This is a genomic window from Croceibacterium selenioxidans (assembly GCF_018599195.1).
GTDB classification, from domain to species: Bacteria; Pseudomonadota; Alphaproteobacteria; order Sphingomonadales; family Sphingomonadaceae; genus Croceibacterium_A; species Croceibacterium_A selenioxidans.
Genome location: NZ_JAHFVK010000001.1, coordinates 1,657,599 through 1,669,495 on the forward strand (window position 1 = coordinate 1,657,599; position 11,897 = coordinate 1,669,495).

Annotated in this window: 11 protein-coding genes; 7 read left to right on the forward strand and 4 right to left on the reverse strand. The window is 62.9% G+C overall.

Going from position 1 to position 11,897, the window contains the following annotated elements:
- Nucleotides 1–55: 55 nt before the first annotated feature.
- Nucleotides 56–2,275: a putative bifunctional diguanylate cyclase/phosphodiesterase gene (locus KK137_RS08110; protein ID WP_214535623.1), complete on the reverse strand. Its 2,220-nt coding sequence runs from the start codon at nucleotides 2,273–2,275 to the stop codon at nucleotides 56–58.
- Between the two features lie 434 nt (nucleotides 2,276–2,709).
- Complete coding sequence (locus KK137_RS08115; RefSeq protein WP_338028008.1) at nucleotides 2,710–4,305, reverse strand: phosphoenolpyruvate carboxykinase; 1,596 nt, start codon at nucleotides 4,303–4,305, stop codon at nucleotides 2,710–2,712.
- A gap of 263 nt (nucleotides 4,306–4,568) precedes the next feature.
- Here KK137_RS08115 and KK137_RS08120 point away from each other — a divergent pair, with 263 nt between their 5' ends.
- The 7 genes from KK137_RS08120 to KK137_RS08150 all read left to right on the forward strand — a co-directional run bounded on the left by KK137_RS08120 (nucleotide 4,569) and on the right by KK137_RS08150 (nucleotide 9,845).
- Complete coding sequence (locus KK137_RS08120) at nucleotides 4,569–5,324, forward strand: response regulator transcription factor (protein WP_214535625.1); 756 nt, start codon at nucleotides 4,569–4,571, stop codon at nucleotides 5,322–5,324.
- The gene (locus tag KK137_RS08125; RefSeq protein ID WP_214535626.1) at nucleotides 5,317–6,873 is read left to right on the forward strand and encodes a sensor histidine kinase; all 1,557 of its coding nucleotides are present in this window, start codon (nucleotides 5,317–5,319) and stop codon (nucleotides 6,871–6,873) included. Before KK137_RS08120 ends, KK137_RS08125 begins: the two co-directional genes overlap by 8 nt.
- Nucleotides 6,870–7,289 (forward strand): HPr kinase/phosphorylase, encoded by a 420-nt coding sequence (locus KK137_RS08130; protein ID WP_214535627.1) that lies wholly within the window; start codon nucleotides 6,870–6,872, stop codon nucleotides 7,287–7,289. The genes KK137_RS08125 and KK137_RS08130 overlap by 4 nt, the downstream gene beginning before the upstream one ends.
- Nucleotides 7,290–7,334: 45 nt before the next feature.
- Nucleotides 7,335–8,240 (forward strand): RNase adapter RapZ, encoded by a 906-nt coding sequence (rapZ, locus tag KK137_RS08135; RefSeq protein WP_214535628.1) that lies wholly within the window; start codon nucleotides 7,335–7,337, stop codon nucleotides 8,238–8,240.
- A gap of 73 nt (nucleotides 8,241–8,313) precedes the next feature.
- Nucleotides 8,314–8,718 carry a PTS sugar transporter subunit IIA gene (locus tag KK137_RS08140; protein ID WP_214535629.1) on the forward strand — a complete coding sequence of 135 codons (405 nt, stop codon included), beginning with the start codon at nucleotides 8,314–8,316 and terminating at the stop codon, nucleotides 8,716–8,718.
- Nucleotides 8,719–8,741: 23 nt separating this feature from the next.
- Nucleotides 8,742–9,017, forward strand: coding sequence for an HPr family phosphocarrier protein (locus KK137_RS08145; protein WP_420829317.1), 276 nt, complete (start codon nucleotides 8,742–8,744; stop codon nucleotides 9,015–9,017).
- Between the two features lie 27 nt (nucleotides 9,018–9,044).
- A complete protein-coding gene (locus tag KK137_RS08150) occupies nucleotides 9,045–9,845 on the forward strand; it encodes a TrmH family RNA methyltransferase (RefSeq protein ID WP_214535630.1) in 801 nt (266 codons plus the stop codon).
- 12 nt (nucleotides 9,846–9,857) lie between these two features.
- Here the strand turns inward: KK137_RS08150 and KK137_RS08155 are convergent, their stop codons facing one another.
- Both KK137_RS08155 and KK137_RS08160 read right to left on the reverse strand, forming a co-directional pair.
- Nucleotides 9,858–10,487: an SH3 domain-containing protein gene (locus KK137_RS08155; RefSeq protein ID WP_214535631.1), complete on the reverse strand. Its 630-nt coding sequence runs from the start codon at nucleotides 10,485–10,487 to the stop codon at nucleotides 9,858–9,860.
- Nucleotides 10,484–11,851: a DNA recombination protein RmuC gene (locus KK137_RS08160; protein ID WP_214535632.1), complete on the reverse strand. Its 1,368-nt coding sequence runs from the start codon at nucleotides 11,849–11,851 to the stop codon at nucleotides 10,484–10,486. The genes KK137_RS08155 and KK137_RS08160 overlap by 4 nt, the downstream gene beginning before the upstream one ends.
- Nucleotides 11,852–11,897: the final 46 nt, after the last annotated feature.

An 11,897-nucleotide genomic window follows, 5' to 3' on the forward strand; every position in this document is an offset into this window, starting at 1 on the left:
GAAGGGCTGAAAAGTCGGAGAAATTCGTGGGGTTAGATCCAGCGCGGTACCCCGGTCATCCCATGCCGGCGACGACAACCTGCATGAATTGCGGCTTCGACTTCCTGCCCCCTTCGTTCAGGGCCAGGGGATAGTGGCCCGGAGGCAAGGCTGCGAGCGGCATGCCCGCCGCCGCAAGCGCGTAGGGAGAAACGCGGTGGCGGGTGCATAGGCCACCCGCCCCGTCTCCGACCAAGGGCGTCTCGAACTCGATGGCGATCATCAGGTCCTCGCTTCGGTTCACAATGCCCACCGCAAGCTGGCCTTCGCCCAGGTCGAGCACCAGGCCCGTGCCCACGGGAACGCCTACAAGGCCCTCCACCATCGCGCCGGTCCTGGAAAGGTTGCGCATCACCGCTTCGTAACGGTGATCGTCGTGAATCACCCCGACACGGCGAAATACAGAGCGTCGCTCCGGTCGGTGAATCTCGGGGCCGTTCGGCTCAATTTTTAGTTCGCCGCTACGCATGCGCTCGGCGACGATCGAAGCCGGCAAGGCCTTGGAATAGATCCAGCCCTGGATGTATTTGGCGCCCTTCTCACAAACCAGGTGGAATTGGTCGAAAGCCTCGACACCCTCGACCGTAGTTTCCATCCCCAAGGCGTCGCTCAGGCCGATGATCGCCGTAATGATCTTGGCGCTGTTCTGGTCCTTCTGGGTGCAGGAATCGACGAAGCTCTTGTCGACCTTGAGTTTGTCGAACGGGGCAGAGCGCAAATAGCTCAGTGAAGAGTAGCCGGTACCGAAATCATCCAGCGCCAGCCTCACCCCCAGATGCTTGAGGGACTGGAAGGTTCGATCGGTCTGTTCGCTGTCCCCCATGAATACGCTCTCGGTGAGCTCAAGCTCGAGCCGATCTGGGGTCATTTCCGCAGCGGCGAGCGCGTTGGTGACCACCGAGACGAAGTTCACGTTGTTGAACTGGACCGCCGACACGTTGACCGCCACGCGAACAGTTTCTGGCCACGAGGCGGCGTCGGCACAGGCACGACGGAGCGCCCATTCGCCCAACTGATTGATCAGGTTAGATTCTTCGGCCGCTGGGATGAAAATGTCAGGCGAAACCGGCCCACGTTCGGGATGTTCCCACCTCATCAGCGCTTCGAAACCGACGACCACGTGATCGCTGGTCCTGACAACCGGCTGGTAATGAAGCTGAAGCTGTTCGGAAGCCAGGGCCTCGCGCAAGTCTTTGAGCAGGAGCGCGCGCTCTTCCTCTTCGTCCCTGAGGTCGGACGAGTAGAAGCGGAACTGCCCTCTCCCGCCGTTTTTGGCCGCGTACAGGGCTAGGTCGGATGCCCTGGTGATTTCCTCGCGTTCGATACCGTCATAGGGAGCAATGGCGATGCCAACGCTTGTGCCGATGATCGCGCGTTTGCCGTCGATCGGATAGGGCTGGGAGACGATCTGGATGACCTTGTCGGCCAGTTCGCCGAGCTTGCCGCGGTCATCGAGATCCGGAAGGATGATCTGGAACTCGTCTCCGCCCAGTCGCCCAATCTCGCCACGATCACCGACGATATTTCGCAGCCGCTCCGCGACCTGGCGCAACAGGTCATCGCCCGCCTGATGCCCCATGGTGTCGTTGACGTATTTGAAGCGGTCCAGGTCGAGCATCATCAGCGCGCAGCTGCGCTTCGCAGACCTGTAGGCGCCGAGAATGCTATCGAGCCTGCGAACCATGCGATGGCGGTTGGCGAGCCCGGTGAGAGCATCGTATTCGGCCATGCGCGAGTCGATCAGCTTGCGCTCGTATTCGACAGTGATGTCCTTGGCACTGCCGCGATATCCTTCGAACTTGCCGCCCTTGTCGAACTTGGGATGGCCGCAAAGCGACCACCATGCCGGTCGAGAACTGCCACCATCGAGGACGACGCGCACGGTCAGGTCATTGATCTTGCTGTGCGCGTTGAGTTGAAAATTGAGCGGCCTTTCGCTCTTGTCGTCGGGATTGTCTGGATCCGTCTCGAACAGCAGGACAAGCGGCCTTGCGAGGAGCAAATCGACGGGTCGCCCGATCTTTTCCGCTGCTGTTTCGGAGAGATAGATCAGGCGTCCCTCCGCATCGGTCGCCCAGATCCAGCCCATGCCGGCCTTTTCGAATTCATCGAGTACCTGCAATCGGCGGTCGGCATCCCCCGCTCGAATGACGGCAACGTCACCGTGATCGGGTCCGCTATCGGCGCGGCTTGAAACTGCGCCCGTAAGCCCTTTGAGAATGCTCCGAACTGCCATTGACCGCCTGTCGACCCCAAGTCTCGGTCAATGTGTAAATCGGGATGGTTTAATTTGAACTAACGGCGGACCTCGCACGGGCAGTTTTCCACCGTCCAGGGAGAAACCCCTAGATCTCGGGTAACCATAACGTGGTCAAGAGCTGAGATGGGACGCGCCCTTTTCTCAGAAATATCTATCAATCTCTTCGGTGCCGTTGCTCCACTTGGAGCACCTCAACAGGATCGCAGAGACCGCAAAGAAGAAGCGGTCGCAGTGAAACCGCCTTCCCTTTCAGGTGATCGTCATTTGTCCAGCCAAAGCCTCGAATTGACGATGCCGTGAAGCCTCTCGGCGACCTTCGCGTGTCTTCGCACTTGTGGCGCGGCGATTAACCTTAAAGACAACCGTCCGCCCCCGGGACGAGGACGGACGGGATACGTTTACGAGTCGGCTCAGGCCGCTTGCGGAGCGGCCTTGCGCACGCCCTCGTCGACGTGGGCTTCGAACTGGGCGAAGTTTTCCACGAACAGTTGCACCAGCTTGGCGGCGGTCTGGTCGTATTCGTTCTTGTCCGCCCATGTCTCGCGCGGATCGAGGATTGCGCTGTCGACCCCTGGCACAGCCACCGGAACTTCGAAGCCGAAGTTGGGATCCTGGCGGAATTCGGCATTGTTCAGGCTGCCATCGAGCGCAGCATTGAGCAGCGCGCGCGTCGCCTTGATCGGCATGCGCTTGCCGACGCCGTACTTGCCCCCAGTCCAACCGGTGTTGAGCAGCCAGCACTGCACACCGCCACTAGCGATGCGCTGCTTGAGCAGGTTGCCGTAGACCGAGGGATGACGCGGCATGAACGGCGCACCAAAGCAGGTGCTGAAAGTCGCTTCCGGTTCGGTCACTCCGATCTCGGTGCCCGCGACCTTGGCGGTGTAGCCCGAGAGGAAGTGGTACATCGCCTGGTCCGGCGTCAGGCGCGCCACAGGCGGCAGCACTCCAAAGGCGTCGGCGGTGAGAAATACCACGTTCGCGGGAACAGGACCGAGGTTCTTCTCCGAAGTGTTCGGGATGAACTCGATCGGATAGGCACCACGGCTGTTCTCGGCGAGACTGGCGTCGTCGAAATCGAGTTCGCGGGTCTCGGGGTCCATGACCACGTTTTCAAGCACGGTGCCGAACATACGGGTGGTCGCGTAGATTTCCGGCTCCGCCTCGGGCGAAAGGCGGATCATCTTGGCGTAACAACCGCCTTCGAAATTGAATACGGCGGTGTCCGACCAGCCATGCTCATCATCGCCGATCAGAGTGCGGCTGGCATCGGCAGAGAGCGTGGTCTTGCCGGTGCCTGACAAGCCGAAGAACACCGCGGTCTTGCCGTCGGGCCCCACGTTGGCCGAGCAGTGCATCGGCATCACGCCCTTCGCCGGCAACAGGTAGTTGAGGATGCCGAACACGCTCTTCTTCATCTCGCCGGCATAAGCCGTGCCGCCGATAAGGATCAGCTTCTCGCTCAGGTTGACCGCCACGACCGTCTCGCTGCGGCTGCCATGGCGCTCAGGATCGGCGCGGAAGCTCGGCAGGTCGATGATGGTGTATTCGGGCGCGAACGAAGCGAGTTCGTCCTTGCTCGGGCGCACCAGCAGCGTCCGGATGAACAGGTTGTGCCACGCGAGCTCGTTGATCACGCGCACGTTGACGCGGTATTCCGGCTGCGAACCGCCAAACAGGTCGGCCACGTAAAGCTTGTCCTTCGTGCCGAGCGCGGCGAAGAAATCTTCCTTGAGCGCGGCGAAGTGCTCCGGCGTCATCGGCACGTTGACCTTGCCCCACCACACGGTGCTCTCGGTCTCGGCGTCGCGGACGATGAACTTGTCCTTCGCAGAGCGGCCAGTGTGTTTGCCGGTCTGAACGACGAACGGCCCATGCTTCGCAAGTTGACCTTCGCCATTGGCGACGGCCTGCTCGACGAGCGCCGCAGTACCAAGGTTGGCGAGGATTACCGCGTCAGTCTTGATGCCCTGCGCCGACAGCGGAACGGTAAGCGAACTGGTCACTAAGGGGTCTCCCTTCGAAAATCGCAATACGAGGCCGCTCCCCCAATAAGGCGGCAAGTCTTGATCCGTGCGCATAGTCGGCGAACGGTTCGCCGTCAAACCGGGGAACCAAGAGCCTTTGCGTCGGTCCATCTGCAATCTGAAATCCTACATTTCAATAGTTTATGCGGATTCCATTTGCGAAATTCGCCAGCTCCAATTGTCTCCTCAGGACTAACGCGGTAACCCGAACGCGATGAATAGCTCTCTGGACCGGCGGAATGATGGCTGAACAGGCGCCTGGCGACCCCGCACCGGTCGAACTACAGCGCAGCATCGCGCTGGTCGATGATGACCGGAATATCCTGACGACTCTGTCGATCGCCCTGCAGGCCGAAGGGTATGCTACCCGCGTCTATTCGGATGGCGAGGCCGCCCTCAAGGCGCTGACCGAGAATCCCCCAGACCTCGCCGTCTTCGACATCAAGATGCCCCGCATGGACGGCATGGAATTGTTACGGCGGCTGCGCGAGACAAGCGACTTGCCGGTCATCTTCCTGACCAGCAAGGATGAAGAGCAGGACGAAGAAGCAGGCCTGGCGATGGGCGCCGACGACTACATCGCCAAGCCGTTCAGCCAGCGTCTCTTGCTCGCGCGTATCCGCGCTATCCTGCGCCGCGCCTCGTCTCTCCGCGATCCGGGCGCCGAACCTGGGGAAGAGGATACGCCGGACGGTCCGATGATCGAGCGGGGGCGTCTGCGGATGGATCCGTCACGTCACCGGGTCATGTGGATGGATCGGCCGGTCTCGTTGACCGTGACCGAATTCCTGATCCTCGAAGCGCTGGCCCAGAGGCCGGGCGTCATCAAGAGCCGCAACCAGCTTATGGATGCCGCCTATCCCGATGACGTCTTCGTCGACGACCGCACCGTCGATAGTCACATCAAGCGCCTGCGACGGAAGTTCCGCGTCGTCGACTCGCAATTCAGCGCGATCGAGACGCTTTACGGCGCAGGCTACAGCTTCTCAGATGGTTGAACCGGAGCCGCACGAACGCCGCGTCGGGCGTTGGTTTCCCTTCACGTCGAACGCCTCGCTGACCTCCCGCATCCTCGCGGTGAACCTGATCCCGTTGCTGCTGCTGGCAGGCAGCCTCTTTTTCCTCGACTCCTATCGCCGGCAATTGCTCGACGAGCGCTTCAAGCTGGCGCGCATCGAAGCCCAGATCACGGCGGAGGCGCTCGCCGGCGCCACCCGCGAACGGCAGGAAGCGCTGCTCATCCAGATCGGCAAGGAACAGCACATGCGGCTGCGCATGTACGACGCCGAAGGCAACCTCTGGGCCGACAGCTTCGAACTGGCCAAGCCGTCGTTTCAACTGGGTGATCCCGTGTCGGCGCCGTTCCCTCAGGACTTTGCCAGGGCTCTGGACACGACGGTGGACTTCCTGGTCGGGGCCCGCTCCGTGCCCCCCTTCGTCGAGCCGAAGGAGCAGGGTGCGGACGCCTGGCCGGAGCTGGTCCGGGCTCGCGAGCAGGGCCTGACCCAGATCGAATTGCGGCTGGCCCCCGACAGGACCCCCGTGATCACTGCCGCGGCGCCTGTCGGCCTTAACGGCGCGAGCTTGCTGACCACGCGAAACGCCAGCGACATCACCGCCGCCGTCCGCGATGCCCGCACTTCGCTGCTCATTCTCTTTGCCGTGTCGCTCGTCATCTCGATCGTGCTGTCGCTATTCCTGGCGCGCACGATCATCGATCCGCTCCGCCGCCTGGCGCGCGACGCCGTGCGTGTGAGGCTGGGGAGAGAACGCGAAGTCGAGGTCCCCCGGATGCAGCAACGCGGGGACGAGATCGGCGTCCTCGCGCGCGCCGTGTCGGACATGACCATTGCCCTGCGCCAGCGTATCGACGGCGTCGAGGCTTTCGCCGCCGACGTGGCGCACGAGATCAAGAACCCGCTCGCCTCCCTGAGGAGTGCCATCGAGTCTCTCCCCAAGGTGAAGGACCCGGCCCTGCGCGATCAGTTGCACGAGATCGCCGCCCACGACGTGCGTCGCATCGACCGCCTGGTAACCGAGATAGCCGAAGCCAGCCGGATCGACGCGGAGCTCAGCCGCGCGACTTTCGAGCCGCTCAATCTGGCCACGCTCATCAGCAACGTCGTCAAGGCCCGCGAGGACCGCGGCCTCAACGCGGCGAGGACGGTGGAAATCCGGCAAAGCGGTTCGGGCCTGGTAAGCGGCGTGCCGATCCGTCTCGAGCGCGTGATCGACAATCTGCTCGACAACGCCGTATCGTTCTCGCCCCCTGGGGGGACCATCCATGTGAACGTATATCGCGAAGGCGACACGGTCCGGGCCGCGATTTGCGACGAGGGCCCCGGCATACCGGAAGGCTCGCGTGAGAAGGTCTTCGCCCGGTTCCACACCTCACGTCCCGAAACAGAGGGTTTCGGCGATCACAGCGGCCTGGGGCTGGCCATCGCCCGGACCATCGCAGAAGCCCACGACGGCGCGCTTTACGTCACCGATCGCCCGGATGCGGCAACAGGCGCGTGCCTGGTGCTGGACTTACCGGCGGCATGATCCCGGTCCCTCACCAGGCTACCAGCGTAGCCATCAAGTCGCGCGGACTGTTGATCGAAGGGCCGCCGGGAAGCGGCAAGTCGACTCTAGCGCTCTCGCTGATCGACCGCGGAGCGACTCTCGTCGGTGATGACGGCGTGATGCTGGAAGTCCGCCAAGGCCGCCTGTGGGCCCTGCCGCCACCGCTCATCACCGGCCTGCTGGAGATCCGCAATGTCGGCCTCCTCAATTTGCCCGCCGAGGCCGCCCCGATCGCGCTGATCGTCCAACTTGATTCGAGCGCGCCGCGCCTGCCCGATACGGTCGAATCCATCACGCTGCACGGCGTCAGGATCCCGTTCGTCCGACTCTATCCTGCCAATCCGGCGCTGGCGCTGCGAGCTGAGTGGGCTCTGACCCTGCACGGGACGCCCTGATCGGCCCACTTCACAAGTGTTACTTAGAGGGGCAAAGCGTGTCGGATGTCCAGCGAGTCACCTAAGCGGCAGCAGATTCTCCTGGTCACGGGCATGCTCGGCGCCGGCAAGTCGACCGCCCTGCGCGAACTCGAAGACCTTGGCTGGGAAGCTATCGATAACTTCCCGGTCCGCCTGCTCCAGCGCCTGGTCGGCACCGAACCGACCGAACAATCGCTAGCGATCGGCTTCGACTGCCGCACCCGGGGGTTTGTCCCGGAAACCATCATCGAGCTGGTCAAGAAGCTCATCGATCGCGACGGCATTGCCGTCACCACGCTGTTTCTGGACTGTTCGGGCCACGAGCTCGAGCGGCGCTTCAACGAAACGAGACGGCGACATGCCCTCGCCCACGACCTTCCGGTTGCGATGGGCATAGCGGCCGAGCGGGAACTCCTGGCACCCTTGCGGCGCTGGGCCGACGTACTGATCGACACGACGCATTTCTCCAGCAATGACCTGCAGCAGCGCGTGCGCGAGCTTTTTGCTGCGAACGCCCCACGGGATATGACCATCACGGTTTCGAGCTTCGGCTTTGCCCGGGGCATGCCCCCCGTGGCAGACCTAGTGTTCGACGTGCGGTTTCTCGATAACCCGCACTGGGACCCGGAACTGCGGCTTCAAACCGGCTTGGACAAGCAAGTGGGCGACCACATTCGCAAGGATCCGGCCTTCGAGTCGGCCTTCGTTCGCATCCGCGACTTGCTGCTGGAGCTGCTCCCGCGGTATTCGGCACAGGGAAAAACCTATGTTAACATCGCCTTCGGTTGCACCGGTGGCAGGCATAGGTCCGTGTTTGTCGCTGAAAGTATAGCCGAGGCCTTGCGTAAAGGAGGGTTTTCGCCCACTGTGCTGCACCGCAACCTAGGGTCGCGGACTGCCGAAATGATCGAAGGGCCGCAACAGTCGTGACCTGTTTGTTTTTGGTCCGGACGCAAGGGATCGTCCAGATTGCGCGCCCGTTTTTCGTGAGTCGCTGCCCCAAATGATTGGTATGATTCTGGTGACCCACGGCCAATTGGCCGAGGAGTTTGTCCACGCGATGGAGCATGTCGTCGGCAAGCAGGTCGACGTCGCTACCGTCTGCATCGGCCCGCACGACGACATGGAGGCGCGCCGCAAGGAAATCGCCAGGGCCATCAAGCAAGTCGATTCCGGCAGCGGAGCAGTCCTTCTCACCGACCTGTTCGGTGGCACGCCCTCCAATCTCGCGATTTCGCTGCTGAAGAGCGGCAAGACCGAGGTCATTGCCGGGATCAATCTGCCCATGCTCATTCGCCTGGCTGGCGCGCGCAAGGACATGGACCTCGCCTCGGCGGCCCGGGCCGCGCGTGACGCCGGACGCAATTACATAACAATCGCCTCCGAGTTTCTCGGCCAGGAGGCGTGACAGGATCCGAGGGAGACAGGGGCTTGGGAGAGACCTGCCGCGAAGTCATGATCGTCAACAAGCGCGGGCTTCACGCTCGTGCGAGCGCCAAGTTCGTCGCAGCCGTGGCCGGAATGGAAGGAAGCGATGTTCGCGTTTCCAAGGACGGCCATTGTGCCGCCGGCGGTTCGATCCTGGGCCTGATGATGCTCGGCGCTGCCAAAGGCGATACTGTCCGCCTTTGCGTCAGTGGGGCCGAGGCCGAACAGCGGCTTGAAGAACTCGCCGCATTGGTCATGGACGGTTTCGGCGAGGACTGACCCTTCGCCAGCCAGTTCGCCCCCATCATGCGCCGCACGATAACCGGATTTTCCAACCCAACGGTGAAGTACCTTCGCTCGTTGAGGGACAAGAAACATCGCAAGCGCGAGGGCAAGTTCCTCGCCGAAGGCCTGCGGTTGCTCACCGACGCGCGCGAATGTGGTCGGCTTCCCGAGATGCTGGTCATGGCCGAGGGGCGTGATCCCCATCCGCTGCTCGATGCGCTGGAGGCGGACGTAGAGCGCGCGGGAGGTGAGATTGTCGAGACCAGCGCGGATATTCTTTCGAAGATCACCGGCAAGGACAATCCTCAGGCGATCGCCGGAGTCTTTGCGGAATTCGACACTTCCCTGGCAGCACTCGACCGCGGCGCCGCGCCGATCTGGCTCGTGGCGCAATCGCTGCGCGATCCCGGCAATCTCGGCACCATGCTGCGGACCGGGGACGCCGTTGGGGCCGGCGGGCTTATTCTGCTCGACGACAGTGCCGACCCGTTCTCGGTCGAAGCAGTGCGTGCGAGCATGGGGGCGATCTTCACGCAGCAGGTGGCACTGGCCCGCTGGGAGGAGTTCCTGCCGTGGCTGCGTTCCGGGGCCGGACAACTCGTCGCGGCGAGCCTGCGGGATGCCCTGCCCTATCGCGAGGCGCCCTATGCCGCGCCGTGCTTCATTCTGGTGGGCAATGAATCGCGCGGGCTTCCCGAAGAGTACGAGATCGCCTGCGACCTGCGGGTGACCATGCCGATGCGCGGGAGAGCAGACAGCCTCAACGCTGCGGTGGCGGGCGCGGTTTTGGCTTACGAAGTGTTGGCGAACCTCAAGGTCTGACCCGTCTGCTCGCTAGTCCCCGGTTACCAGCGCTGCGATCTTCCACTGCCCACCCACACGTGACGCAATCAGGCGATAATCGACGATTGAGCGAAGCCTTCCGGTCGCAACGTAGCCTTCGCGGCCATCCGCCAGGGTAACAGCCTGAAACGGCTGCTCGGAATCGAGCGAAGCCACCTCGACTAGATCCCACGAAATGGTTGCAATCACCCGCGCCGATGCGCTCGGCTCCGCCCGGACCGGCTCGTCGCGCGCGACAACCAGCATCGTGCTGAACGGATCCGCATCGCCGAGATCCTGTTCGAATATCCAAGGCAAGGTCAGGTCGCCACCGGGATTGACCACGCAACCGAGAGCCAGGAGCTTGTCGAGCTCACCCCACAGACCATCGTCGAGCCGCGAGCGAAGTTCTGTGCCCCCCGCCCCACCCCCGAAGTCGAGCAGAATGTCATCTGTTGCCAGCGCGATAACGGCATCGGTGTCGCGCGTCTCGACGGCCGTCTTGAGGCTGTCGAGAAACGACCTGGCTCCTTCGACTTCGGAGCACGTATCTTGCGGAGCCCACTTGCTTTCGGCGAGCGCGCTTTCGGAATGGCAAAGCAGGATTGGGAGAAGCAGGGTTGGCGCGAGCCTCAGCCTCATCCCGCGCTCCGGACCTCGTCATCGTCCGAGGTGTCGACCAGGCGCGGTGTCGGCACATCGTCTGCCGCGCCATAACGGGGTGCGCTTTCGATGACAGGTACCTCGTCGATCTCCCGCTTGCCGATCTCGATGTGCTTCTCGCGCAGCCTGCGCCCGGCCGAGAGCACGTTGCGCTCAAAGCTGCCGACGAACTTGTTGTAGTTGCCGACCGCGGTTTCCAGCCCCGAACCGACCCGTTTGAGGTGCTCGGCGGAGACCGCGAGCCGATCGTAAAGCTCGCCGCCCATGCGGCCGATCTCACGGGCCTCGCGCGCGAGCCCGTCCTGCCGCCAGACTTGCGCGACGGTGCGGCAGATGGCGACGAGATTGGTCGGGCTCGCCAGCAGTACCCGCCGCTCGAAAGCGAAGTCCCACAAGCGCGGATCGTGTTCGAGCGCGGCGGCGATGAAGTGCTCGCCCGGCACGAACATCAGCACGTAGTCAGGCGCTTCCTCGAACTGGCTCTGATAGCTTTTGGCACCGAGCGTCTGGATGTGGTTGCGCATCGAGGCCGCGTGCAGATCGAGGTGGCGGATGCGCTCGGCATCGTCGGCCGCCTCGAACGCTTCCTGGTAGGCGTTGAGCGAAACCTTTGCATCGATCACCAGCAGTTTGTTGCCGGGAATGCGCACGATCGCATCGGGGCGCAACCGGCCTTCCTCGGTCTCCACCGAATGCTCGGTCACGAAGTCGGTATGCTCGGCCAGGCCGCACTGTTCGAGAACGTTCTTGAGTTGCTGCTCGCCCCAGCGCCCGCGGGCCTTCGGAGCATTGCGCAGGCTGTTGCCGAGTTGTTGCGCCGCTGCCCGTACAGCCTCCTGCCCCTCTCGCATCGACTGGATCAGCCCGGTCAACTGACCGAACGCATCGACGCGCTGGCTTTCGAGGGCGCGGACCTGCTCCTCGTAGCTCTTAAGCCGCTGGTTGACCGGTTCGAGAAGCGCGGAGACCGCTTCCTTGTTGGCCTTTTCCGAATTGCCGAACCGTTCCTCGGCACGCTTGAGGAAATCCTCCTGTGCCTTCGACAGGACTTCGCTGCCCGCCGCCTTGAACTGGGTAAGCAGTTCGGCGCGCGCCTCGTTCAACTGCGCGATCTGCTTGTCGAAGTTCTCGGCATTGGCCTTGAGCGTCGCGATTTCGATCCGCGCCTGACCAAGCTCCGCCGCGGCCTGCTTGAATTGTCCGTCCCGCTCCTTGGCCATCCCATCGACTTCCGCATGGCGCGCCTTCCAGTCCGCGACCGGGCGCGATCCGGCGAACCAGCCGAGCGCGGCACCGGTCACCAGGGCGCCAAGTGCGATCAGTATGACGAGAAGCGGTTCCACCAAACCTCCGGGAATTGAGAACGAAAAGAGAACCTATTCGGGAAAA

Coding starts and splice junctions, on each gene's coding strand:
- KK137_RS08110 (WP_214535623.1), bottom strand. CDS start 2,275: ATGGCAGTTCGGAGCATTCTCAAAGGGCTTACGGGCGCAGTTTCAAGC.
- KK137_RS08140 (WP_214535629.1), top strand. CDS start 8,314: ATGATTGGTATGATTCTGGTGACCCACGGCCAATTGGCCGAGGAGTTT.
- KK137_RS08155 (WP_214535631.1), bottom strand. CDS start 10,487: ATGAGGCTGAGGCTCGCGCCAACCCTGCTTCTCCCAATCCTGCTTTGC.
- KK137_RS08150 (WP_214535630.1), top strand. CDS start 9,045: ATGCGCCGCACGATAACCGGATTTTCCAACCCAACGGTGAAGTACCTT.
- KK137_RS08130 (WP_214535627.1), top strand. CDS start 6,870: ATGATCCCGGTCCCTCACCAGGCTACCAGCGTAGCCATCAAGTCGCGC.
- KK137_RS08120 (WP_214535625.1), top strand. CDS start 4,569: ATGGCTGAACAGGCGCCTGGCGACCCCGCACCGGTCGAACTACAGCGC.
- rapZ (WP_214535628.1), top strand. CDS start 7,335: ATGTCCAGCGAGTCACCTAAGCGGCAGCAGATTCTCCTGGTCACGGGC.
- KK137_RS08125 (WP_214535626.1), top strand. CDS start 5,317: ATGGTTGAACCGGAGCCGCACGAACGCCGCGTCGGGCGTTGGTTTCCC.